Source organism: Pectobacterium sp. A5351, assembly GCF_028335745.1.
Lineage (GTDB): Bacteria > Pseudomonadota > Gammaproteobacteria > Enterobacterales > Enterobacteriaceae > Pectobacterium.
The window spans coordinates 445,083-468,779 of the sequence record NZ_CP116477.1; the positions used below are offsets into that span (position 1 = coordinate 445,083).

The window sequence follows — 23,697 nt, forward strand, 5'->3', positions numbered from 1 at the left end:
TAACTCCTTTTCCCGATTTTCTATAGTCCGTAGTGTGAAATATCAAATTATCGTGACAGATTGAGTGCCCCTCTATCCTGCCTGAGTATTTGTGGAATCAAACGGTGGCTTTGGGATGTAATATACCTTCATCATCAGCCTTTGTTTGAGGCTGCACTGCGGGTGACTGTGCTCCCGCTGTACAGACTTAAGGACGGGATCAGAACCATTGGCCGAAGCGGCGGATATAAGTGCGCTTGACCAGTTGCGCGACAGTGCAATAGCCAATCAGCGTGGCGGCCAGCCAGGGGAAATATTCCCATGGTAGCGGCTGTAACCCGACCAGCGGCCCCAGCGATGAGAACGGCAGGTAAATACCCGTCACCATCACCAATCCTGTCATCAGCATCACCGGCAGCGTCGCCGTGCTCTGAATGAACGGGATCTTCTGGGTACGCAGCATGTGCACCACCAGCGTTTGTGACAGCAGCCCTTCAACGAACCAGCCTGACTGGAACAGTGCCTGATGTTCTACGCTATTGGCGGCAAACACGAACCACATTAGCGCGTAGGTGGTGATGTCAAAAATCGATGACGTTGGCCCGATACACAGCATGAAGCGACCGATATTTTTGGCATCCCATTTACGCGGTTTACGCAGGAACTCCTTATCCATTTTGTCCCACGGCAGCGACAGTTGGGAGATGTCATACATCAGGTTTTGAATCAGCAGATGGATCGCCAACATCGGCAGGAACGGAATAAAGGCACTGGCGACCAGCACCGAAAACACGTTGCCGAAGTTGGAACTGGCGGTCATGTTCAGGTATTTGATGATATTCCCGAACGTCTCGCGCCCTTTGATAACGCCTTCTTCCAGTACCATCAGGTTCTTTTCCAGCAGAATGATATCGGCCGATTCCTTGGCGATATCCGTGCCGGTATCGACAGAAATCCCGATATCGGCATCGCGCAGGGCGGGCGCATCGTTGATGCCGTCGCCTAAAAAGCCGACCGTATGATCATTGCCTTGCAGCGCCTTCAGTACGCGAGATTTTTGCAGCGGCGTTAGCCGGGTAAAAATGGTGCGCTGTTCCACCAATACGCCAAGCTGCTCATCGCTGAGCGCATCGATCGCATTCCCCTCCAGTACGTCGCCCGGTTCCAGCCCGACATCGCGGCAGATCTTGCTGGTAATGATCGCGTTATCGCCCGTCAGGACTTTAACCGTCACACCGTTTTCATGCAGGGCACGAAGGGCGGCAGAAGCACTCTCTTTCGGCGGATCGAGGAACGTCAGCAGGCCGCAGATTGTCAGGCCGCGTTCATCCTCGGCGCTGAGTGGCAGCGTGCTGCCCACCGGACTCAGCTCACGAGTGCCGATCATCAACACGCGAAACCCTTGCTGATTGTAGCTTTCTGCCAGCGTTTTCAGCGTATTACGGCGTGCATCGTCCAGTTCATACCGCTGTCCGTTTTCACTCACGTGTGTGGCGACAGAGAGCATTTCTTCTACCGCGCCTTTGCAAATCAGGCGTTGCTGGTTGTGTTCATCAGCAACGATGATGGACAGGCGGCGGCGAATAAAATCAAACGGCAGCTCATCGATTTTGCGATAGCGGCCCAGCGCGGCAATGGCGGGATTATGGCGACCAAACTGCATGATGGCCTGATCCATCAGGTTTTTCATGCCGCTCTGGTGCGCGCTGTTGAGCCAGGCAAGTTGTAGCACGCTTTCATCGGCCTGACCCCGCGTATTCAGGTGATGCTCAAGGATGATGCGATCCTGCGTTAACGTGCCGGTTTTATCGGTGCACAGTACATCCATCGCGCCAAAATTCTGAATCGCGTTCAGGCGTTTGACCACGACTTTACGCCGTGCCATGGCAATCGCGCCTTTTGCCAGATTGGACGAGACGATCATCGGCAGCATTTCCGGCGTCAGGCCAACCGCGACCGCCAGCGCAAACAGGCTGGCATCCATCCAGTCGCCTTTGGTGAAGCCGTTGATCAGCAGCACGACGGGCACCATCACGATCATAAAGCGGATCAGCAGCCAGCTTACGCTGTTGACGCCGCGATCGAAGGCAGTTTGGGAACGGGTGCCGACGATGGATTTCGCCAGCGAGCCAAAGTAAGTATGGCTACCGGTCGCCACGACGATGGCCGTTGCCGTGCCGCTGGAAATGTTGGTTCCCATCAGGCAGATGTTGGATAACGCCAACAGATCGCTTTCGCCGCCACAGCTTGTGGGCTGACAGCCTTTGGCGCTGATATCGCTGAACACGTCGTATTTTTCGATCGGCAGTGATTCACCGGTTAGAACCGCCTGACTGACGAACAGATCGCGTGATTCCACCAGCCGGACATCCGCAGGCACCATATCACCAGCGGAAAGCAGCAGAATATCACCGGGCACCAACTGCTGAAGCGGGATCTCCTGCATGACGGCGTTGGCGCTGGCGTGAGGACGGCGCAGTACGGTGGCCGTTGTCCGCACCATGGATTTCAGCGCTTCTGCGGCCTTATTGGTGCGAAATTCCTGCCAGAAGCGCAGCAGGCCGCTCAGGCTCACCATCACCAGAATGATGATCACGCCGGTGAGCGACGTCTCTTCGTTATGGCGTAGCGGTAGCCAGTAATCGGTGAAAAAGCTGATAGCGGCCAGCGCGGTCAGCACGTAAATAAACGGGTTATTAAACGCGGCGGCTAACTGTACCAGCGCGTGCGGTGCTTTCTCATGGGCGACACGGTTTTCGCCATAGGTTTGCTGACGTTCAATCACGTCATCATGGCTTAAGCCGTGCAGATGGGTATTCAGGTTAGCCAGCGTTTGGTCGAGGCTGTTTTGCGCCTCGCGGGCAATCGCAAAAGTGGCCGTGGGGGTTTTATGGGCGCGGCGATACCCCGTTTGCGTGATCATATCGGTCATGATGCTGCTCTCTTAATGTTGCCTGTCCGCCACGCACGGGCGCGCATCCCGGATAAAGGGACGTAAAGCGGAGAAAAATAAAGGTATTAAGGGAGGTAAACGGCGCAGGCAGAGAGAACAGAGGGGTCGGGGAAGAAGACGGTCCTTATTCTAACGGATGCGGTTTACCGGGCCATCGAGGGTGTTCGTCCATGTTGTCTCCTTATCGCCGTGCGGCGAGATAGCAAAATAGTCGTCAGTTGACGATGCAGGGTACGTAGAGTACGTAGAAACCGTGGCGTAAAAACAGCATACGTAGTTTAGTGGTGCAACAATAACTCCCTTTGTTTAAACCGAACGTCAACGTTTGTTCATGAGACAGATTGGGGGAGCCGACGAACAGCGGGTATCGCGCTGTCGTCGGTGCGAGGTGTGAAAAGGGGAACGCTGAAAGCATGTGTGCCCCACCGGGTAGCCAGCGGGGCAGAGGGGAATTAATGAATTCTCAGCATATGGTCTTGATTCACTTTAAAGAAGCGAACCGCATCGCGCAGTTGTTCACCCTGTTCCGTCATGGCGTGCGCCGCCGTGGCGGATTCTTCAACCAGCGCGGCGTTCTGCTGGGTGACGCGGTCCATTTGTTCTACCGCCACGCTAATCTCTTTAATGCCGATATGCTGCTCGTTGGAGGCTTGAGAAATCTCCGCCACGATATCGGTGACCTTTTTCACTGACAGCACAATCTCCGACATCGCCTGGCTGGCTTTGTCTGCTCGCGCAGAGCCATCGGTAATTTTCTCGACGGTGCCTTCGATCAGCGTTTTGATCTCTTTGGCAGCATTGGCGCTCTTCTGTGCCAGTGTCCGAACTTCGCCCGCGACGACGGCAAAACCTTTTCCTTCGCTGCCCGCTCTGGCGGCTTCTACTGCGGCGTTCAGTGCAAGGATGTTGGTCTGGAAAGCGATCCCTTCGATCACGGCGATAATATCGACGATCTTCTGTGAACTGTCGGAGATCTCATGCATGCGCTTGAGCATGTCGTCCACGATAAGCCCACCCTGAGAAGCGGTTTCCGAGGTTTGCTGTGCCAACTGGCTGGCTTCCTTGGCGTTATCCGCATTCTGGCGCACGGTGTGCGTTAGCTGCTGCATATTCGCCGATGCCTGAATCAGCGAGGCTGCCTGCTCTTCGGTACGCTGCGACAGGTCGCTGTTGCCCTGAGCAATCTCGCTGGATGCCAGCGAGATGGATTCACTGCCGCTCATGATGGTATGCACGATGCCCATCAACTGTTGATTCATGTAGTTGATGGAAGCCAGCAGGCTGCTGTTGTCCCCTTGGCGCAGTTTGATTTCCGTTGTGAGATTACCGGAGGCAATCTCGGTCATGATTTCTTGTGCGTAATTCGGGTCGCCGCCGAGCTGGCGTGAAATATTGCGTGAGATAATGGTGGCGATAACGGCGGTCGTCAGCAGAGCGAGCAGCAGCAATCCCCAAACAGAGTACTGCGACGTCCGATATGTCGAATCGGCGCTGGCAACGATGTCTTTTGCCGTCGCCACTTCCATATCCACCAGCCTGGCCAGATCTTTCATTAACTGACTACGATACTTAGAAGAGCTTGCGCCGCTGATTTTGCTCGCTTCAGCCAGATCGCCCCGGTTCACGGTATCAATCAGCGTGGCGTTGACCGAGTTAAAACCGGAGAAATTATCGCCAATCACTTTAATCAGCGCTTTTTTATCCTCAGTGCTTGCAACCGTTTGATAGTTCTTAAACGCAGCAAGGAAGGCATCGGCGTTTTGCAATAATTCCTTGCGATGGCCTTCACGCTCTTCGGGGGTTTTGGAGTCGATATACTGTATTTGCTGTAAACGCGTTTCAGACAATGTGCCGCGCATTTCCAAACTATATCGCACGCCAGGCAGGCTGTTGCTGCTTAATTCAACAATACGGCTGTTATTAACGCTAAGCTGGAGTAGTGAGACCACACCCAATAGCAGCATCATGGCTACCAGGACGGAAAACCCGAGTAATAACTTGGAAAATACTGTGAGTTGAGAGAATTTCATCGCTATTCTTATTGATTATTAGAGAGAAGGTAATAGTGATAACGGCAAATAAAATAAGATCTTTATAATACGTAATTCGATAAAGAGAGTGGCGTGATTAAACGGAATTTAATAATAACAGGTTTGATTTTATCGATACTAAATCCTGTTTATTTTTAATGACTTTTTTTTAAATCGAGAGGGTGGTTGTTAAACATTGTTTTAATGAATGTTTTTATTTTTAATGTGAGAAATAAAACGTTCACAAATAAGGGGGTAAAATGTGATCGTCATCAATATTTAATAAATATTGATGTGTTTATTAAAGCTAATAGCTATATGTAACGAAACCCATTAACTAAATGACAAATTATTTTTTTTGATCGCTTCAGCCATAATGACACAGCGGTAATATCATTACCGCTGCATGATGATGCTTAACACAAAGTATACCTTAGTCCAGATAGAACACGGGTTCCAGCGCATCGCTAACCGGGCTGTTATCGGGATTGGAGGGCATGACGTCGCTCATGTGCTTCCACCAGCGCTGGCAGACTTCCGTTTGTGCAATCGCCTCCCAGCGCGCTTCGGATTCGACTTCCACATAGCCGAACAGCAGATTGCGCTGTTTATCCAGAAAGATACTGTAGTGGTGCGCGCCGTGATTTTTCAGCACGTCGGCCAGTTCCGGCCAGATAGGATTGTGGCGACGCTGGTAGTCGTCGTGGCAGTCAGGAAAAACCGACATCACAAAAGCCTTACGCAACATGGATGAGTCCCCCGTAGTCGTTGGCTGCCCGCCACGACGCGGATGCCGTGGCGGGTTGAGGCTGAAGGAAAGCGATACGTTAGGCGAACTACACGCGTAGTGCGGCTTCCATAGGGGTGACGCCGAAACGTTTACCCAGTGCGATCAGCTCTTCGGTCGAGATCGTCTGCTTTTTACCGCCCATCGATCTCACTTTCACCATGACTTCGGCGGATTTTTCTGCGGTATCGATCAGGCCGAAGGCGTCGTCCAGCGTCGGGCCGGTGCCGAAGATGCCGTGGAAAGGCCACAGCACCAGCGAATGACGCTTCATTTGCTCGGAGGTGGCATCGCCAATGGCATCGGTACCCGGCACCATCCACGGCACAATCCCCACGCCGTCCGGGAAGACGACCAGGCACTCCGTGCTGCCTTCCCACAGTTCACGGGTGAACGTCTCGGTATCCAGCTCCAGCACATAGCTCAGGGCGATCAGATTGGTCGCATGGCAGTGCATGATGACGCGGTCGTGCCCTTGGGTCACGCCCATGCGTACAATGTGCGACTGGAAATGCGAGGCCAGCTCAGAGGTCGGCAGGCCACCGTTGGTGAGCCCCCAAAAAATACGGTAGCCTTTGCCGTCGCTATCAACCTGCAATACCACCAGTGAATCCGCCGGGTCGAGTTGAACGTTGCGGAAAAATTTGCCGGAACCGGTGACGATAAACCAGCAATCAGCCAGTTCGGGCATCGGTTGTGATAGCGCCTCATGGCGCGGCTGCGGGTAGAAGTCGCTTTCATAAGGTGTCACATCCTCAGCCGTCAGGCGCAGGCTGACGTTACCGCCGTTACGTTCGTCCCAGCCTTTGAGCCACATGTCGCTGGTGGCTTTAATCATTCCCTGTACAAACCAGGAAGAGAGAATTGCTTGCATAGTCTTACCCTTGACGTTGAGTGAGGATGGTTTCTTCATACTGACGCACCTGTTGCAGCCATTCGCTGCCCGGAAGTACGTCATGACGCTGGCAGTAGTGCTCCCACACGGCTTGCCACGGCAGCGATTTCTGCTCTTCCAGCAGCGCCAGACGCGCAGTGTAATCGCCCTGTTGTTCCAGCTTGCGTAGCGTTTCCGTCGGTTCCAACAGCGCGCGCAGCAGGGCTTTCTTCATATTGCGTGTACCGATAACCCAGGCGGCGATGCGGTTGATCGAGGCATCAAAGAAATCGAGCCCGATATGCACGCGATTAAGCAGCTTATGGCGCACGATTTCGTGGGCGATGGCCTGCGTTTCGTCATCCAGCAGCACCACATGGTCGCTGTCCCAACGTACCGGTCGGCTGACGTGCAGCAGCAGGCGCGGGACGTACAGAATTGCACTGGAGATCTTGTCGGAAATGACTTCTGTCGGGTGGAAGTGTCCGGCATCCAGACAGAGTGCAGTGCCGCGACTGGCCGCGTAGCCGAGGTAGAATTCATTGGAACCGACGGTAAAGCTTTCCGCGCCGATCCCGAACAGCTTACTTTCCACTGCATCGATATGGTGTGCCTGATCGAGCGGCTCAGCGATGATCTCATCCAGTGCGCTGAGTAGCCGTTGGCGGAACGCCAGACGATCGATGGTTAAATCTTTCATGCCGTCCGGCACCCAGATGTTCATGACTGACGGCGTACCGAGTTCGCGACCGAAGTAGGCAGAAATCCGGCGGCTGGCCTGACAGTGTTCAATCCAGAAGCGACGTACTTTTTCGTCCGGGTGCGACAGGGTAAAACCGTCTGCGCTCAGCGGATGCGAAAAGCAGGTCGGGTTAAAATCCAGCCCGAGCTGGTGGCGCTTGGCCCATTCAACCCAGGTGCGGAAATGCTCGGGGGCAATCTCGTTACGGGCGACGGGCTGCGCGGATTCCAGATAGATGGCGTGCAGGTTCAGCCGTTTGGGGCCGGGGATCAGCGCAAAGGCCTGTTCCAGATCGGCACGCAGTTCATCTGGCGTGCTCGCTTTGCCGGGGTAGTTGCCGGTGGCCTGAATGCCGCCGGTCAGCGGCCCGCCAGTGTTTTCGAATCCGGCCACATCGTCACCCTGCCAGCAGTGCATTGACACCGGAATCTGATCGAGCTGTTCCAGCGCGGCCTCTACGTCAATATTCAGGCTGGCATAACGCGCTTTTGCCAACTGCCAGGCGGTTTCAATCGGTGTGCTCATTGCGTGGTCTCCTTTTTGCCCTTTGGGGCGGTTTCTGGCTGGCTGAGCGCCTGAAAACGACGCCAGTGCCCGGCAAAATCACTCTCCGCGCGCGGGGTATAGCGATGCAGAGGGAAGTTATGAGTCAGCATGTGCCGGAAAGCGGCAAGGTCGGCGACGGCGCCCAGCGCCATCAGCTGGCAGCCGATATTGCCAAGCGTCGAGGCTTCGACCGGCCCGGCCAGAACCGGAATCTGGCACACATCGGCGCACAGTTGGTTCAGGAAAGCGTTTTGGCTGCCGCCGCCGACAATGTGCAATTGGCGGATCGGGGCGTGCCGCAGTTCGCCCAGTTCCAGCACCACCTGGCGGTAGAGCAGCGCGAGGCTGTCGAAGATACAGCGTGCCAGCTCGGCATCGCTTTGGGGCACGGGCTGGCCGTGCTCACGGCAATAGTCGCGGATTGCCTGATGCATAGACGGCGGATTGATAAAGCACTCGTCATTCGGGTGAATCAGGCTGACGAAGGCAGGTAGAGCGGCGGCGGACTGAATCAGCGCGCCTAAATCCTTGATGTCACGTTCCTGGCAGACCCGCTGTAACAGCCACAGGCCCATGATGTTTTTCAGCACCCGATAGGTGCCATTCACGCCGCCTTCGTTGGTGATATTGGCGGCCAGCGCCTGTGGGCTGTTAAACGGCGTGTCGCTCTCAATCCCCATCAGTGACCAGGTGCCGGAGCTGAGATAGGCGCTGTCGCGGCTTTGCAACGGCGCGCCGACCACCGCGCTGGCGGTATCGTGCGTGGCGACGGCGGTGACGGGAATCTGTCGTCCGCTCGGTGCTGTCCAGTTTCCCACGGCGTGCCCCGGCTGCACGGGTTCGCTCAGCCAGCGGTGTGGGACACCCAGATAATCCAGCAGCGTGCTATCCCAGGTTTTCTTTTCCAGATTAAGCAGTTGGGTCGTACTGGCGTTGGTGTATTCGCAGACCCGATTCCCTGTGAGGCGATAATGAAAATAGTCGGGGATCATCAACAGGTGTGCCACCTGATTCAAATTTTCAGACGGCGTATCGCACAGCGCTTTAAGCTGGTACAGCGTATTAAACGGCAGAAATTGAATGCCGGTGCGCTGATAGATCGCCTCACGCCCCAGTTCGGCAGTGACGGTAGCCATCACGCCGTCGGTGCGGTGGTCGCGATAGGAATACGGCAGGCCGATATGCTGCCCGTCCTTATCGAGTAGCACATAGTCCACGCCCCAGCTGTCGATTCCAATGCTATCAGGCGCGATACCCATGGCATCGATTTGGTGTAATCCGATGAGGATGTCACGTTCCAGTGCGGCGAGATCCCACTGGTGGTGGTTGTCCTGAAACACCAGCGTATTGCTGAAACGGTGAATTTCTTTCAGCGTCAGATGCTGCGTTGCGGTGTGCAAGGTTGCCAGCATGACCCGACCACTGGATGCCCCTAAATCCACCGCCACGATATTCTTCACCGCCATAGCCGCACTCCTTATTGTTGGATGTGTTGCAGTGTAAAGAGCGGTAACCGCAGCCACCTTCCGATGAGTGCCATCAACAACAGGCGGTTGGCAAAATGACAAAGCTGACCGTGAAAGGGCTCACAATCTGGGAAATTATTCAGAGAATAACCACGTAAAAATCAGGGAAAAAGCGGTGTGATCCTTACCACACTTCAACTAATTGGGCGGTGCGATCTTGAAAAAAGAGCAGTCAGATGGCACGTGAGTGACGGTAATTTAAGGTCGGTTCTTTGGCTTCTGGCTACCCTTTTTCAAAGGCCACATTTTTGCCAGAGGCCGAATGGAGAACTGAAATGACGTTACTTCGTGGTGATGATTTTTTTACTTCGCGTGCCGTAACGGTTGCGGTAGAACCGCGCACCCCGCAAACGGCTTTTCCTGAGCACTACCATGATTTCTGGGAAATTGTGCTGGTGGAACAGGGCGCTGGCGTCCATGTGTTTAACGATCAGCCTTATGCGCTGTGCAGCGGTTCGGTGTTCTTTGTTCGCGATAACGACAGGCATCTGTTTGAAGACGTGGAAGGGCTGTGTCTGACTAATATGCTGTACCGCTCGCCGCGTGGGTTTCGCTTCCTTTCCGATATCGCCGCCTTCTTGCCGTATGGCCCGAACGGCGAGTGGCAGGGGCAGTGGCACGTGAATGCGGCGGGGATGCAGCAGTTGAAGCAGTCGTTGAACAGCCTGGCTGAATTAGCGCAGAGCGATGCGCCGGAGGCGATTGCCGCCAGCGAGAGCCTGTTTCTGCATATTCTGGTGCAGTTGCGTCAGCAGTGCTTCCAGACGCAGGCCAACGGCTCCGAGCGTCAGGGAGTACAGGCGCTGCTGGGCTGGTTGCAAAACAACTACAGTGAAGAGGTGAACTGGGGGTGCCTGGCCGATCAGTTCTCACTGCCGCTGCGCACGCTGCATCGCCAGCTCAAACAACACACGGGTATGACGCCACAACGCTATCTGAATCGGTTAAGATTACTGGAGGCGCGTCGGCGGTTGCAGCAGAGTGATGACTCGATCACCACCATTGCGCACGCCTGTGGATTTAGCGACAGCAATCACTTCTCGACGCAATTCCGCAAGGCATTCTCGCAGGCGCCTAAGTCACTACGCCATCAGGCGTTTTCTCGTGAAGAATAGGTAACGGCAACGGTGGGTGAGGGAATGGCGACAGCAGTACGGGGTTTGAAATTACAGACTGAAGACTATTTCCTCACCGACAAGAATGCCGTGATGGTGGCCGAGCGGCATCCGCAGCCGGTGTTTCCGTTGCATCATCATGATTTTGACGAACTGGTGATTGTCTGGCGTGGCAATGGCCTGCACCTCTGGAACGATGTGCCTTACCGCATTACCCGTGGCGATATGTTCTATGTTTCCGCACATGATCGTCACAGCTATGAATCCGTCCACGAGCTTGAGCTGGACAACATCCTCTATATCCGCAATCGCCTGACGCTGTCTGCCGACTGGCAAATGTTACTGCCGGGCGGAGAACGTCCACAAAGTCAGCGCCACTGGTGTTTAGGCTCGGAAGGCATGGATACCCTTCGTGAGAAGGTGGATGCGCTGAGGCAGGAGTGCATGAAGTCGGATGCGTTGTCGCTGCAACTGAGCGAAGCGCTGTTGTTGCAGATTGCGCTGCTGGCGGCGCGCTATCGCCACACGCCGGATAATCCACAACTGGCCGATGCGCATCAGCTAGATATGTTGATGAATGCGTTGCGTGCCAGCATTGCGATCCCGTTCCGCTTTGAAGCCTTCTGCGAACAGCACCATTTCAGCGCCCGGAGCTTACGTTCGCGCTTTAAAGAACAAACCGGCATGAGCGTGCCGCACTACCTGCGCCAGTTGCGGCTCTGTAAAGCGATGGAACTGCTACGTTATGACCTGCAAACGATTGGCGACGTTGCCGCGCTGTGCGGTTTTGAAGACAGCAACTACTTCTCCGTCGTGTTCCATCAGGCGTTCGGCACCTCACCCAGCGCCTACCGTCAGCGCTTCCTGAATGTGGAGTGACGGCGCTTTTTAGCTATTGGGTGCGATGAATCAATGGGGGGTTAGTAGTGGTAGCGGCAGGCAGCGATCATCATGGCGTCATCGGTGATGGCATAAACCAAACGATGTTCTTCGGTGATACGGCGCGACCAGAAACCAGCAAGATTATGTTTAAGTGGCTCTGGTTTTCCTTTTCCCTCAAAAGGTGTCCTGTGCGTTTCTTTTATTAATTCATTGATCTTTTTGACCATCCGCTTATCGATGTCCTGCCAGTACAGGTAGTCTTCCCATGCTTCTTCTGACCAGATTAGTTTCACTCAATGATATCTCTTTCTTCACCATGGCCAGCCTTAAGGCTCTCGATTGAGTTCATCAGTCTTTTTGCATTTGCTGGTGAACGCAGTAAATACGCGGTCTCCTCTAGAGAGTTATACTCTTCCAAAGACATCAGCACGCAGGCTTCACCATTCTGTCGGGTGATAAGTATGGGAGCACGGTCTTCGACCGTTTTCATCATGGTCGCCGATAGATTTTGTCGGGCTTCACTGTAGCTAATTGTACGCATTTGTACCTCCTGATATGTACTTATCATTGTACAATGTCGCTGCGTTTTTAACCACCAAATCTTTCTTCAACAGCGCTACTCCGCCACCGTTGAAAGCAACAGGCGCGTGTAGGGGTGTTGCGGTTGGTTGAAGATCTGCTCGACCGGACCGGTTTCTACGATATCCCCGTCTTTCATCACTGCGATGCGGTGGCTCATGTGTTGCACCACGCCCAAATCGTGGGAGATGAACAGCATTGTCAGCCCCAGTTGGCGTTGCAGCGCGACGAGTAAATCCAGCACCTGCGCCTGTGTCGTGACGTCCAGCGCCGATACCGGTTCGTCGCAGATCAGAATCTCGGGTTCCGAAGCCAGCGCCTGTGCGATGGAAACGCGCTGGCGTTGCCCACCGGACAGCGCTCTTGGACGGCGGCTCAGCAGGTCGGGCGTCAGGCCGACATACTCCAGTAGCGTCAGAATGCGCCGCTGTTTCTCGTCGTCGTTCAGATCGCGGCGCAGGCGCAGCGGCTGGTTCAGAATCTGGGCGATGGTAAATTGCGGATCGAACGAACTGAGCGGATCCTGCGTGATCGTCTGAATGCGTGCGCGTAGCGGTCGGCGCTCGCGCTCTGTTAACGCGCTCCAGGCATGGTCCGCCAGTCTGACTTCGCCGCTGTCCGGTTTTTGCAGCGCCAGAATGACTTTGCCCAGCGTGGTTTTACCCGAACCGGACTCCCCGACGATACCCAGCGTTTCACCGCGTTTGATCTGGAGAGATACCTGATTAACGGCCTGCATCCGGCTGCCGTCCGGGCGTTTGAACGACACTGCAATGCGATCTGCCGTTAGGGCGATGGTATCGTCAGTGTGCGTCGTCGCCAGAGACGCGGCTGAGGGAGCAATGCCACCCTGTAAGGGATCGACGCCAGCCAGCCACTTTCCACGGGTAGACGCGGTGGGTATCGCCGCCAGCAGTTTTCGGGTGTAGGGATGTGTCGGCGCTGACAGGATCTGCCGTGCCTCACCGCCTTCTACCAGCGCTCCGTTCTGCATCACGATGACGCGATCCGCAACGTCTGCGACGACAGCAAGATCGTGGGTGATCAGTAGCACGCCATGTCCTGCCTGCGCTAATGCGGTGAAGACTTTCAGCACCTGCTTTTGCACCGTGGCATCCAGCGCGGTAGTCGGTTCATCGGCGATCAGTAACTGTGGGCCGGCTGCCAACGCGGAAGCAATAAGCGCTCGCTGACGCAGGCCGCCGGATAGCTCATGCGGATACTGCGCCGCGCGATTCTCTGGATCGGGGATGCCGGCCTTCACCAGAAGTTCGGCGACGCGTGCGGGAATCTGTTCACGTGGCAGCAGGCGGTGGGTCAGAATCGGTTCGGCGACTTCCTGTCCGATCTTGCGCAGTGGGTCAAGAGACACCAGCGCATCCTGTAAAACAAAGCCGATTTCCCGGCCGCGAATCGCCCGCCAGTCGCGATCGGTCAGATAGCGTAAATCACACCGGCTGCCGTCATGGCGCGTGAGCTCAATCGCGTTTGCCTGTACGTCAACGGCTTCACCAGCCAGACCTACCAGCGTGCGAGCGGTGACGGATTTCCCTGAACCCGATTCGCCGACCAGCGCCAGAATTTCTCCGTCATTGACCTGAAAAGAGAGGTTCTTAACCGAACGAATGGGGCCGAAAGGGCTGGGAAAGGTGACGCTCAGGCCGTCTACACGCAGCAGCGGCGTCTTTGCGGGGGCTTCTGAAGCGGCATGAGCGGGGTGAGGAAGTGTATTCAGGCTCATCGTGCCTCTCCTTTTGCCAAAATGGCCTGTAAACGACGCCCGAGCAGCGTGATGGAAATCACCGACAGCGCAACGACGCTGGCGGGCAGCAGGCTGACCCAGGGCGCGATATCAAGGAAGTTACGTCCGTCAGCCAGTAGCGCGCCCCATTCGGCTGTCGGTGGCACGACGCCCAAGCCCAGAAAACTCAGCGCCGAGGCGGACAGCACCGCGTGGCCGACGCCAATGGTGGCGACAATCAACAACGGGCGCAGCGTATTGGGAATGATATGGCGGAAAACGATATACAATGGGTGCTCGCCCAGCGCAATCGCGTGCTCGACATAGCCGGATAGCCTGACTTGCAGTACCTGAGAACGAATTAAACGCGCATAGCCGGCAATCCCCGCCAGCCCAACGGCCAGCATGGTGTTTTCCGGGCCGCGTCCCAGTACGGCGATCACCAGTAGCGCCAGCAGCAGATCGGGAAACGCCAGCATGATGTCCAACAGGCGCACCAGAACCTGACGGATACGCAGCGGCGCGAGCACTGACAGAGTGCCAAATAGCACGCCGCCGAAGCAGGCGATCAGCATCGCGCCGACGCCGATGCCCAGCGACAGCGAGGTGCCGTGAACGATACGGGAAAAAATATCGCGTCCCAGTTGATCGGTGCCGAACCAATAGGTGGCATTCGGCGGCTGAAATACCGCCCCCATATCCATTTCATCGGCAGTACGGCTGGTAAACAGCGAAGGGAAAAAAACTGCCAGCGCCAGCAGGAAAACGATAGCGGCAGGCAATAGCGTCGCTGTGGTCAGCCACGGACTGCGATAGGTTTTTCCAGAGAGCGTCTGCGTAAAGGGCATCGGTTCACTACTCATGGGCGCTCGCCTTCTTGCGTAAGCGGGGATCGATGATGAGATACAGCGCATCCACCAGCAGGTTGATGACGACGAACAGGAACGCGGACAGCATCACGACGCCCAGTACCAGCGGCATGTCACGGTTTTCAATCGCGCTCAACGTGACCTGCCCGATACCCGCGCGGCCAAAGACGGTTTCAGTCAACACGGAGCCGCCAAGTACGCTTGCCAGCAGCGTGCCGGTCAGCGTTGAGGCCGCCAGCGCCGCATGGCGCAAACCGTGGCGGAAACGTAACCGGATTTCACTGACGCCGCGTGTGCGCACGGTGAGCGAGAACGGCTGGGAGAGTGCCTCTTCCAGACCGTCACGCAGTACCTGACTCAGAATCGCGGCAATCGGTAGACTCAACGTGATAACCGGTAGCACCAGCGACATCACGCCATCGTTGCCAGTGACCGGAAACCATTGCAGACGAAAGCTGAATAGGCTCAGCAGTACGATCCCAATCCAGTAGACTGGTGTGCTAAGCAGCGTCAGTTCCAGCCAGGAAACGGTGGTACGTAGCGCACCATAACGGCCAGCAGTCAGCAGCGCGCTGGTGATGGCAAGGAGCAACGCCAGAATCAGACCGCCGAGCGCCAGCGGCAGGGTTTCATGCATCGCATCGCTAATCACGCTACCGACTGGCAGACGGTAGAGATAGCTGACGCCAAAATCACCCTGTAGCGCCTGTCCGCAGTAGCGCAGATACTGCACCCACAGCGGCTGGTCGAGCCCGAATTGTTTGATGAGTACGGCGCGATAGGCTTCATCCACCACGTTATCGCCGCCGCTAAGAATGGCAACAGGATCGCCGGGGATCAGTTTGACGGCAATAAACGTCAATGTGGCTGCGCCCCAGAGCACAGCCAGAATGGTGAAGAGACGTTTACCTAACGCGTACAGATTAACGTTTAATCCAGACATCATAGAAGTTCGGTTTTGCGTTGGTAGCCCAGCTTATGCCCTGTACCTGTTTGGACAGGCCGAGTTGGTAGGCGGGAATGTACAATGGAACCACATACGCCTGATCGATGACCTCACGCTGTATTTCGCTATAGAGCTGTTTACGTTCCGCTTCGCCCGCGCCGATGGCTTTTCTCAGCTTGTCATTCAGCACGCTAATGCGCGTAAAGTTGTTGCCGTTCGGTGGCGCATAGGCCGAATCGAAGACGGTACGCAGAATATCCGGCTCTGCACGCACGAAGAAGTTGGAGGCGATATCGTACTCATTGGCATTGGTGCGCGTGGTGAATTCACCCGCATCAACTGGCGTCAGTTTGACTTCGAAGCCTGCCTGCTTCACCTGATATTGCACCGCCTGGAACAGCGCGACATCGGCAGCTTCAACGTTGGTTGAGGCGTACACGAAGCTGACGCTCAGGCGCTTGCCATCTTTGGTTCGGAAGCCTTCGCCGTCTTTCTGTTTCCAGCCTGCATTATCCAGCAGTTCGTTGGCTTTTTTCACATCGAAGCCCCAGCGGGATGCGACACTCGGATCGTAGTACAGCGTGGCGGGGCCGAGAACGTTATCGGCGGCTTTCAGCGTACCAAAGAATGCGACTTTCACCGCTGCGTTGGTATCTACGGCGCTCTGGAATGCCTTACGCACCGCGACATCCTGGAAGGGGCCTTTGGTGGTATTGAGGTAGAGCACGCGGTTAACGCCCGGATTCTCATAGGTGATCACTTCCAGCTTCGGATTGCGCTTCACCGTTGGGAAATTGGCGGGCGGCACGGCGTCAATGGCCTGAATCTGGCCGCTGCTCAGTGCGCCAAGGCGGACCGACGCTTCCGGCAGGTATTTGAACACCAGACCATCCAGATAAGCTGGGCCCGTGTGTTTCGCATAACCCGGTCCCCAGTTGTAATCAGGACGTTTCGTCAGTTTGCTGCCGCTGCCTTTTACAAAGGAGTCGAGAATAAACGGCCCAGAACCTACCACGGTGTTACTGGTATTTGGCGTGTTCTTCAGGTACGTCGGTGATTGGATACCCAGATACGGCAGGCTCAGCCCCTGTAACAGCGCCGAAAACGGAGAGCTATAGTGGAGCACAATCGTGTAGTCATCCGGCGTCGAGACCTTGTCGATAGGGCCTAACAGTGATTTCGCGTAGCTGGAGGTGGTTTTCGGATCGAGAATACGCTCGATGTTGTATTTCACTGCTGCGGCATCCAGCTTGGTGCCATCGCTGAACGTCACGTCCTTACGCAGATGGAAAGTGTATTCGGTGTTGTTGTCGTTAATTTTCCAACTTTCGGCCAGCCAGGGCGTAAAGCGGTTATCTTCCGCCTGTCCGACCAGCGAATCGACCACGTTACGCGCAATCAGCGCGGTTACGCCGTAGGCCGTAATGTGCGGGTCGATAATCGGCGTATCGCTGCCCAGCCCGACATTCAGGATACCGCCAGACACCGGTTTTTCACCGCTTTGTGCAGCATAAGCACCGGGATTGAGTGCGAAAAGTAACGAGAGTAACCCTGCGGCGAGAGTCGTAACTTGCGGATGATTTTTTTCCATTCCCTGTGTCCTTTACCAATGACATGAGGCCATACACGGCGGTCTTTTCGCTACTCTAGAGGGCGGTCTTATGCATGTAAAAGAATAAAAGTGGATTTTCAATTCCATAAAAATATATATGCGAAAGGCTTGTACTCGCGCTGAGGCTGAAAGGTTTTCTTTGGAATCTTGGTGGTGGTAGCGGTTTTTATTACTACCAGTGATCGATGTGTTGGTTGATGCGCATCAACTGTGGCCAAACATTTCCGATTTACGGTGGTGTGGTTTGGCAGTGACACCATCAGGATGGAGCGTCCAGGGGAATGGCGGCACTATTCTGGCGTGAAGCGCATTGGCATCCGGGTTGGTTCAGACCGGAATAAGGAAAATGAGGCTCCTCCTCTGGGCCAGCGTTAGTGCTGTTCAAATCGGTCTGGAACCGATTTGTCGCCTGCCTGAAATGCGAATTATTTAGGGTATATGAGTGAAAAATTCGGATAGAATTTTTGTGTGATGCCGTGTGAAAGAATACGTTATTAAATTGTTGTGCTTTCACAAAAAAACAACCAGTCTATTTCTTATTGGTAATATTATTGGTGAATTGTTATTCATTTTTCTATTGGGGGTTGGATATTTCGGATACGTTAAAGAATCTGGTTTTTAAATTATTGAGTAAAAGTTTCACAAAAAATCAACGCATAATTTCTTCTTTCATTTTTATAAAATTTAAAATCGTGTTCCTAATAACAAAATATACTAGGGGAGTTGTTCGATATATCAATTAACCTCTTTATCAGTCTATAATACCTATGTAAGAATATAACCTTTAATGGTTGGATTGGTAAAAAAATGAACTTTTTTGAACAAACATCTCCATCTCGGAGACGCTATGGATTAGCCGCTTTTATTGGTTTGATTGCTGGTATTGTTTCATCTTTTGTTAAGTGGGGCGCTGAAAATCCGCTTCCTCCACGTAGCCCTACGGATATGTTTAGTAGTGCTTGCGTGCCTGAATCACTGATTAGAGCTGCTGAGCAAATTGACTGTTCTCGTAATTTTCTTAACCCACCCTACATCTTTTTACGCGATTGGCTTGGCGTTGTTGATCCTAATGCTGCGGTGTATACCTTTGCTGGCCACGTATTCAATTGGGTTGGTGTGACGCATATTATTTTCTCTATTGTTTTTGCTGTAGGTTACTGCGTTGTTGCAGAAGTATTTCCTAAAATAAAATTATGGCAAGGTCTGCTGGCGGGGGCGCTGGCTCAATTATTTGTTCATATGATTTCATTCCCATTGATGGGCCTTACCCCATCTCTCTTTGTTCTCCCTTGGTATGAACATGTATCAGAGATCGTAGGGCACCTGATTTGGTTTTGGTCTATTGAAATTATTCGCCGTGATTTACGTAATCGTATGACTCGCGAACCGGACCCTGAAATTCCGTTGAATGCTGTACGATAGGCTATGATTTTATCTTAAAATATGTGAAGTATTGCGATGCTTATTATTTCAGTGTCGCACTATAAATTAGCCGTAAATATTGATGTCTATACCCTAAATAATTCGAGCTTCAGGAAGACGGCGAGTGAGATAATCCCGATGAGCTTACTCAAGTAGGTGATTCGGGTGTCTGAACGCTAGCAGCGCACTCGCAGCTTGAAGTATGGTGGGGAAGTGCATTCTGCAAATGGCGTATTCTGCTTAAGAATTGATTACCACCGTAGCAAATGAACGCCGCACGGTTTGCGTAGCCAGAAGAAAAAACCGATCCTATTGTTAATGAAGTGATTTTATCAACATGCTTGGTTTAACGGAGGATACGATGTTGCAAACCGATCAAATTAACCGCCGTGTGGTTCTGGCTCAGCGCCCGCACGGCGCACCGACGAAAGCGAATTTCCGTCTGGAACAACAGTCTGTGCCACAGGCCGATGCAGGGCAGATCCTGCTGCGTACGGTGTTCCTGTCTCTTGACCCTTATATGCGTGGCCGCATGAGCGACGCCCCCTCTTATGCCAAACCCGTCGAACTGGATGATGTGATGGTGGGGGGAACCATCAGCCGCGTGGTGGAATCTAAACACCCGGATTATCAGGTGGGTGATTGGGTATTGTCCTACAGCGGCTGGCAGGACTATGCGCTTTCCGACGGCAAAGGTTTAACGAATCTGGGACAGTCGCCGACGAATCCTTCCTACGCATTGGGCGTGCTGGGTATGCCTGGCTTCACCGCGTATATGGGGCTGACGGATATCGGCCAGCCTAAAGCGGGGGAAACGCTGGTGGTGGCTGCTGCGACCGGCCCGGTCGGTGCTACGGTCGGCCAGATTGGGAAACTGAAAGGCTGCCGGGTGGTTGGCGTAGCGGGCGGGGCGGAGAAATGCCGACACGCGGTTGAGGTTCTGGGGTTTGATGCTTGCCTCGACCACCGGACGGATGATTTTGCAGAACAGTTGAAACAAGCCTGCCCGCAGGGCATTGATATCTATTTTGAAAACGTCGGTGGGAAAGTTTTTGATGCCGTGCTGCCGTTGCTGAATACCTCGGCGCGTATTCCCGTGTGCGGGTTAGTCTCAGGCTACAATGCAACAGGGCTGCCCGACGGGCCAGACCGCTTATCGCTGCTGATGGGAACTATTTTGAAGAAACGCATTCGGATGCAGGGGTTCATTATCTTTGATGATTACGGGCATCGCTTCGATGAGTTCTGGAAAGCTGTGTCGCCGTGGGTGGCAGAAGGTAAGATCAAATATCGGGAAGAGATCGTCGACGGGTTGGAAAACGCTCCTGAAGCCTTTATCGGCCTGCTGCACGGCCGCAACTTCGGTAAATTAGTGGTTAGGGTCGGGCCGGATGCCTGACAGGCGCTGACGAAAAAAGAGTTGGCGCAAAAATTGCCTGATCTCCCCTGTTATCGTTGCGGGGGAGAAGGTCAATGCATCCTGATTCGGCATCGTTTCGCGTGCGGCCGTTGCAGCCGTGGTTTGTTATCAATGCGGCGGAAGACTACCTGAAGAAAAGCATCAGTCAGTCTCCCATTGCCCATTTTTACAGCTTCACGGTCGATCGTGCTGAACCGATGACGTTGGCCGTACCGGACGGTAGTGTCGATCTCCTATTGCACTGCTGTCGTGATGCGCCTTGCGGGCGCGTTTGCGGCAGCACGGCATCGGCACAGATCACCCGACTGATGCCCGGAGAACGCTATTTTGGCGTGCGTTTTATGCCGGGGATCATGCCTGCTTTTCTCGATCTTTCTCCGATGGAGCTGGCGGGGCAAGAAATCCCTTTCGACGAAGTGGCTCCTGATGTGCCACGTCTGCTGAGGCGGCTGGTAAACAGTCAGGATTTCAACGAGCAAGTTGGTGTGTTTCTACACTATTTTTCCTACTGGACGAACCGCTCGGCACCGCCTCTGTTATTGCAGATTATCGACCTGATTATGGCGCATGACGGCAAAATCCGAGTGTATGAGCTGGAGCGGAAAACGCTCTATTCCGCACGTTATATCCACCGTTTGTTTCATGATAACTGCGGCATGTCGCCCAAAACATTCTGCCGCACGATCCGCTTCCAGAGAGCGCTCGCGCTACTCAATCAGGGAAATATCGACAGCCTGACTACGTTGGCGCAGCGCCTTGAATACGCTGACCAGTCGCATTTTTTCCGCGAATTCAAGGCATTCTCTTCCTGCTCACCACAACACTATCTGGCACGGCTACAGGCTGTGCGCTATCAGAACCGTATCCGCCAGTGCTGAACCTGCTTTGTCATGTCACCGCGACGATGCGTTTTATCCTGCACCGCTTTTTTGGTGCCTTGTTCTGCTTTTTTGGCGCAATGTGCACCAAAAAGACGCTATCGCTGCACCGTGGCGTGTGCCGATTTATTCTATTTTCCCCGCCTAGGCCATTGCTATAAACGTTCCACACCGTGCGCTATCGCACGTTTCTCTTGTGAAGCTATCCCTTGTGAATATTGTGAGGATGTTTATGGCACAGGCAAAAGACGTTGTACCGGGTTTTTACACTATTGATGACGCGATCGCGTTGGATGGTGATACTACTCGCGCGCTGCAATTGACCCATCTGAACCGCATGCGATCTCTGGACGGCCATGCCAAATACTTTGTTCGTGCTGAGGGCTGCACCTTCATCGATGATAAAGGCGAAAAGCATCTGGATATGATTGGTGCCGTCGGGGTTGTGACCGTTGGCAATAACAATGAGTTCGTGTGGTCCTGTTTACAGAAGTGTTTCGACAATCGCTTGTTCATGATGGGGGCGATTTCCTATCACAACGTGGCGGCGGCGCTGGCACATAACATGGCGCTGCTTTCGCCGCAGGGCAAACTGACCAAAATGGGCACCGCCACTGGGGGCGCGGAGGCGATTGAAGGGATGATCAAATTGGTTAAGCTCGGCACCCGCCATAAAGCGCACAAAACGCATCTGTTGGCGACGCTGGGGGCGTTTCACGGCAAGACATCCGGCGCGGTCTCGCTCGGTGGTAAGGATAAATGGCGTGCAGGGCAGCAGCCAACGCTGGGCAATATCGATCATGTGACCTACGGTTCCGTCGCGGAGCTGGAAAGCGCGCTGGCGACCGGAAAATACAAAGCATTCGTTGTGGAACCGATTCAGGGTGAAGGCGGCATTATTGTACCGCCGGTTGGTTACCTGAAGGCCGCGCGCGAACTGTGCGACCGCTATGACACGCTGCTGGTGCTGGATGAAATTCAGTGTGGTGCGGCGCGTACCGGTAAGTTCTGGTGCTGCGAACACGACGACGTGGTGCCGGATTGTATTGTCTTTGCCAAAGGGCTGTCAGGCGGGCTGGTGCCGTTTGGTGGCTATCTCTGTACGGAAGCGCTATATGAAGCGGCGTACGGCACCATCGAAACCTGCTATCACCATACCGCTACCTATCAGGAAAACACCCTGAGCGCGGCGGCGGCACTGGGGGCATTACAGTTCATCATTGAACACGATCTTTGTGGTATGGCGGAGCGTAAAGGCGCGCTGATGATGCAGCGATTGCGTGAGATTCAGGCGCGTCATCCGCAGGTAATTAAAGATGTTCGCGGCAAAGGTTTGATGATTGGCCTTGAGTTCGGACGCTTGCCGGAGGCACTGCACGCCAGCATGGGCGAATACTACTCGGCGGCGATTGCCGGGCTGCTGGTAGAAAAATGGCGTATTCAGGTGAATTTCACCATCAATAATCTGGCGGTGTTCCGCTTCCTGCCGCCGCTCACGATCGGTGAAGAAGAGTTGGACTATGCACTGAATGCGTTTGAATCTGCGCTGAACAGTGTCGTCGAGCAGGTCGAGCACGCCAGTGCCTCTGCGGCGACGGTGTGAGGAGAGGGTGATGACATTTACCTATTCACAACCGGTCAGGCTTTGTATTGGCCGGGGAGAGGTTACCCGCGTTGGTGAGGAAGTGGCGCAGTGGGGGAAATGTGTGCTGCTGGTAACAGGAAAAACCAGTTGCCGTCAAACGGGGCTGCTTGCACGACTGACCGATTTGTTAACCCAGAGCGGCGTGCGCTGGGTGCTCTTCGACAGCGTTGAGGCAAACCCGCTTACTACCACCGTAGATGATGGCGCCGCGCTGGCGCGTGAGCAACAGTGTGATGTGGTGCTTGGCGTCGGCGGTGGGAGCGTGATGGACGCGGCGAAAGGCATCGCGTTTATGGCATGTCATACGGGCAATCTGGTGGATTATCTGTTTCAGCCGACAACCAGCAATGAAGCACTGCCTCTGGTGCTGGTAACCACGACAGCGGGAACGGGAAGCGAAGGCAACTGCGTCGCCGTCTTCACGAATCCTGAAACCCATGATAAACCGGTGTTTTTCTCGCCTGCGCTGTACGCGAAAACCGCCATTATTGACCCGACGCTCATGGTCACGCAGTCATCCCGTATGGTGGCGTCAACGGGCTTTGACGCACTCAGTCATAACATTGAAGCGCGGGTGGGCAAATTCTGCAATCCGATGACGGAAATCATGACTGAACGCGCCATTCGGCTGCTGACCACCTATTTACCGCGTGTCTGCCGGGATGTGACCGATCTGGATGCCTGGGATCAGGTCTGTTGGGCGAATACATTGGGCGGAATGGCGATAGGGATGTCGGCCTGCGGTCTGCCGCATGCGATGGAACACCCGCTGAGCGGGTTGTACAACATCACCCACGGTGAAGGGCTTGCCGCGTTGTATCCCGAACTGATGCGTTTTTCCTGTGATGACAATATTGCGGGTTTCGCTGCCGTTACCGGTGCGATGAGCGATAGCGTAACACATCTTGATGATGCCGAACGGGCGAGGCATAGCGTCTATCTGGTACAGCGCTTGCTGGAAAATATCGGATTGACGTTTACGCTCCGCGATCTGGGCGTACGCGAACAGGACATTTCCTGGCTGGCGGATAACTGTGTGCAGACGATGGGCGTGAGCCTGGAACAGAATCCGCGTTCAGCGTCGCGTCAGGACATCGAATCGCTGTATCGCGCCTGCCTGTAAGGCGGCATGACGGCAAGGGATTTACCAC

19 protein-coding genes are annotated in these 23,697 nt (G+C 54.4%); 7 read left to right on the forward strand and 12 right to left on the reverse strand.

The window, feature by feature from the left end; translation table 11 throughout:
- Positions 1-199: 199 nt before the first annotated feature.
- The 6 genes from mgtA to rhaB all read right to left on the reverse strand — a co-directional run bounded on the left by mgtA (position 200) and on the right by rhaB (position 9,377).
- Positions 200-2,911 (reverse strand): magnesium-translocating P-type ATPase, encoded by a 2,712-nt coding sequence (gene mgtA / locus O1Q74_RS02115; RefSeq protein ID WP_271875885.1) that lies wholly within the window; start codon positions 2,909-2,911, stop codon positions 200-202.
- A 473-nt stretch (positions 2,912-3,384) separates the two neighbouring features.
- Complete coding sequence (locus O1Q74_RS02120) at positions 3,385-4,962, reverse strand: methyl-accepting chemotaxis protein (RefSeq protein WP_271875886.1); 1,578 nt, start codon at positions 4,960-4,962, stop codon at positions 3,385-3,387.
- A gap of 433 nt (positions 4,963-5,395) precedes the next feature.
- Positions 5,396-5,710 carry an L-rhamnose mutarotase gene (rhaM, locus tag O1Q74_RS02125; RefSeq protein ID WP_271875887.1) on the reverse strand — a complete coding sequence of 105 codons (315 nt, stop codon included), beginning with the start codon at positions 5,708-5,710 and terminating at the stop codon, positions 5,396-5,398.
- A gap of 88 nt (positions 5,711-5,798) precedes the next feature.
- Complete coding sequence (rhaD, locus tag O1Q74_RS02130; protein ID WP_271875888.1) at positions 5,799-6,623, reverse strand: rhamnulose-1-phosphate aldolase; 825 nt, start codon at positions 6,621-6,623, stop codon at positions 5,799-5,801.
- 4 nt (positions 6,624-6,627) lie between these two features.
- On the reverse strand, positions 6,628-7,890 hold the full coding sequence (locus tag O1Q74_RS02135) for an L-rhamnose isomerase (RefSeq protein ID WP_271875889.1): 1,263 nt from the start codon (positions 7,888-7,890) through the stop codon (positions 6,628-6,630).
- Positions 7,887-9,377, reverse strand: coding sequence for a rhamnulokinase (gene rhaB / locus O1Q74_RS02140; RefSeq protein ID WP_271875890.1), 1,491 nt, complete (start codon positions 9,375-9,377; stop codon positions 7,887-7,889). The genes O1Q74_RS02135 and rhaB overlap by 4 nt, the downstream gene beginning before the upstream one ends.
- Before the next feature lie 335 nt (positions 9,378-9,712).
- Between rhaB and rhaS the strand changes: the two genes are divergently transcribed.
- Together rhaS and O1Q74_RS02150 are read left to right on the forward strand one after the other, a co-directional pair.
- Complete coding sequence (rhaS, locus tag O1Q74_RS02145) at positions 9,713-10,552, forward strand: HTH-type transcriptional activator RhaS (protein WP_271875891.1); 840 nt, start codon at positions 9,713-9,715, stop codon at positions 10,550-10,552.
- A 24-nt stretch (positions 10,553-10,576) separates the two neighbouring features.
- Complete coding sequence (locus O1Q74_RS02150; RefSeq protein WP_271875892.1) at positions 10,577-11,431, forward strand: helix-turn-helix domain-containing protein; 855 nt, start codon at positions 10,577-10,579, stop codon at positions 11,429-11,431.
- 41 nt (positions 11,432-11,472) lie between these two features.
- On the opposite strand, the gene O1Q74_RS02155 is transcribed toward O1Q74_RS02150, so the two are convergent.
- The 6 genes from O1Q74_RS02155 to O1Q74_RS02180 all read right to left on the reverse strand — a co-directional run bounded on the left by O1Q74_RS02155 (position 11,473) and on the right by O1Q74_RS02180 (position 17,160).
- Entirely contained in the window at positions 11,473-11,727 is a 255-nt protein-coding gene (locus O1Q74_RS02155) for a Txe/YoeB family addiction module toxin (protein ID WP_271875893.1), read from the reverse strand.
- Positions 11,724-11,975, reverse strand: a complete 252-nt coding sequence (gene yefM, locus O1Q74_RS02160) for a YoeB-YefM toxin-antitoxin system antitoxin YefM (protein ID WP_225086722.1) — start codon at positions 11,973-11,975, stop codon at positions 11,724-11,726. The genes O1Q74_RS02155 and yefM overlap by 4 nt, the downstream gene beginning before the upstream one ends.
- 75 nt (positions 11,976-12,050) lie before the next feature.
- Complete coding sequence (locus O1Q74_RS02165; protein ID WP_271875894.1) at positions 12,051-13,754, reverse strand: dipeptide ABC transporter ATP-binding protein; 1,704 nt, start codon at positions 13,752-13,754, stop codon at positions 12,051-12,053.
- The gene (locus O1Q74_RS02170) at positions 13,751-14,617 is read right to left on the reverse strand and encodes an ABC transporter permease (protein ID WP_271875895.1); all 867 of its coding nucleotides are present in this window, start codon (positions 14,615-14,617) and stop codon (positions 13,751-13,753) included. The genes O1Q74_RS02165 and O1Q74_RS02170 overlap by 4 nt, the downstream gene beginning before the upstream one ends.
- A complete protein-coding gene (locus O1Q74_RS02175) occupies positions 14,610-15,569 on the reverse strand; it encodes an ABC transporter permease (protein ID WP_271875896.1) in 960 nt (319 codons plus the stop codon). Before O1Q74_RS02175 ends, O1Q74_RS02170 begins: the two co-directional genes overlap by 8 nt.
- Positions 15,547-17,160 (reverse strand): ABC transporter substrate-binding protein, encoded by a 1,614-nt coding sequence (locus O1Q74_RS02180; RefSeq protein ID WP_271875897.1) that lies wholly within the window; start codon positions 17,158-17,160, stop codon positions 15,547-15,549. Before O1Q74_RS02180 ends, O1Q74_RS02175 begins: the two co-directional genes overlap by 23 nt.
- A gap of 828 nt (positions 17,161-17,988) precedes the next feature.
- On the opposite strand from O1Q74_RS02180, the gene O1Q74_RS02185 reads away from it, so the two are divergent.
- The 5 genes from O1Q74_RS02185 (at position 17,989) to O1Q74_RS02205 (ending at position 23,669) form a co-directional block, all read left to right on the forward strand.
- Positions 17,989-18,603 (forward strand): YagU family protein, encoded by a 615-nt coding sequence (locus tag O1Q74_RS02185; RefSeq protein ID WP_271875898.1) that lies wholly within the window; start codon positions 17,989-17,991, stop codon positions 18,601-18,603.
- 361 nt (positions 18,604-18,964) lie between these two features.
- The gene (locus O1Q74_RS02190) at positions 18,965-20,002 is read left to right on the forward strand and encodes an NADP-dependent oxidoreductase (RefSeq protein WP_271875899.1); all 1,038 of its coding nucleotides are present in this window, start codon (positions 18,965-18,967) and stop codon (positions 20,000-20,002) included.
- Positions 20,003-20,076: 74 nt separating this feature from the next.
- A complete protein-coding gene (locus O1Q74_RS02195; RefSeq protein ID WP_271875900.1) occupies positions 20,077-20,901 on the forward strand; it encodes an AraC family transcriptional regulator in 825 nt (274 codons plus the stop codon).
- A gap of 232 nt (positions 20,902-21,133) precedes the next feature.
- The gene (locus O1Q74_RS02200; RefSeq protein ID WP_271875901.1) at positions 21,134-22,504 is read left to right on the forward strand and encodes an aspartate aminotransferase family protein; all 1,371 of its coding nucleotides are present in this window, start codon (positions 21,134-21,136) and stop codon (positions 22,502-22,504) included.
- Between the two features lie 10 nt (positions 22,505-22,514).
- Entirely contained in the window at positions 22,515-23,669 is a 1,155-nt protein-coding gene (locus O1Q74_RS02205) for an iron-containing alcohol dehydrogenase (protein WP_271875902.1), read from the forward strand.
- The last annotated feature ends 28 nt before the right edge of the window (positions 23,670-23,697 follow it).

Bases quoted from the DNA above. Each gene is read 5' to 3' on its own strand.
- O1Q74_RS02170 (WP_271875895.1), bottom strand. From the start codon at position 14,617: ATGAGTAGTGAACCGATGCCCTTTACGCAGACGCTCTCTGGAAAAACC.
- O1Q74_RS02180 (WP_271875897.1), bottom strand. From the start codon at position 17,160: ATGGAAAAAAATCATCCGCAAGTTACGACTCTCGCCGCAGGGTTACTC.
- O1Q74_RS02135 (WP_271875889.1), bottom strand. From the start codon at position 7,890: ATGAGCACACCGATTGAAACCGCCTGGCAGTTGGCAAAAGCGCGTTAT.
- O1Q74_RS02120 (WP_271875886.1), bottom strand. From the start codon at position 4,962: ATGAAATTCTCTCAACTCACAGTATTTTCCAAGTTATTACTCGGGTTT.
- O1Q74_RS02200 (WP_271875901.1), top strand. From the start codon at position 21,134: ATGGCACAGGCAAAAGACGTTGTACCGGGTTTTTACACTATTGATGAC.
- rhaB (WP_271875890.1), bottom strand. From the start codon at position 9,377: ATGGCGGTGAAGAATATCGTGGCGGTGGATTTAGGGGCATCCAGTGGT.
- O1Q74_RS02165 (WP_271875894.1), bottom strand. From the start codon at position 13,754: ATGAGCCTGAATACACTTCCTCACCCCGCTCATGCCGCTTCAGAAGCC.
- O1Q74_RS02190 (WP_271875899.1), top strand. From the start codon at position 18,965: ATGTTGCAAACCGATCAAATTAACCGCCGTGTGGTTCTGGCTCAGCGC.
- O1Q74_RS02195 (WP_271875900.1), top strand. From the start codon at position 20,077: ATGCATCCTGATTCGGCATCGTTTCGCGTGCGGCCGTTGCAGCCGTGG.
- mgtA (WP_271875885.1), bottom strand. From the start codon at position 2,911: ATGACCGATATGATCACGCAAACGGGGTATCGCCGCGCCCATAAAACC.
- rhaM (WP_271875887.1), bottom strand. From the start codon at position 5,710: ATGTTGCGTAAGGCTTTTGTGATGTCGGTTTTTCCTGACTGCCACGAC.
- O1Q74_RS02185 (WP_271875898.1), top strand. From the start codon at position 17,989: ATGAACTTTTTTGAACAAACATCTCCATCTCGGAGACGCTATGGATTA.
- O1Q74_RS02175 (WP_271875896.1), bottom strand. From the start codon at position 15,569: ATGATGTCTGGATTAAACGTTAATCTGTACGCGTTAGGTAAACGTCTC.
- rhaS (WP_271875891.1), top strand. From the start codon at position 9,713: ATGACGTTACTTCGTGGTGATGATTTTTTTACTTCGCGTGCCGTAACG.
- rhaD (WP_271875888.1), bottom strand. From the start codon at position 6,623: ATGCAAGCAATTCTCTCTTCCTGGTTTGTACAGGGAATGATTAAAGCC.
- O1Q74_RS02150 (WP_271875892.1), top strand. From the start codon at position 10,577: ATGGCGACAGCAGTACGGGGTTTGAAATTACAGACTGAAGACTATTTC.
- O1Q74_RS02205 (WP_271875902.1), top strand. From the start codon at position 22,515: ATGACATTTACCTATTCACAACCGGTCAGGCTTTGTATTGGCCGGGGA.
- yefM (WP_225086722.1), bottom strand. From the start codon at position 11,975: ATGCGTACAATTAGCTACAGTGAAGCCCGACAAAATCTATCGGCGACC.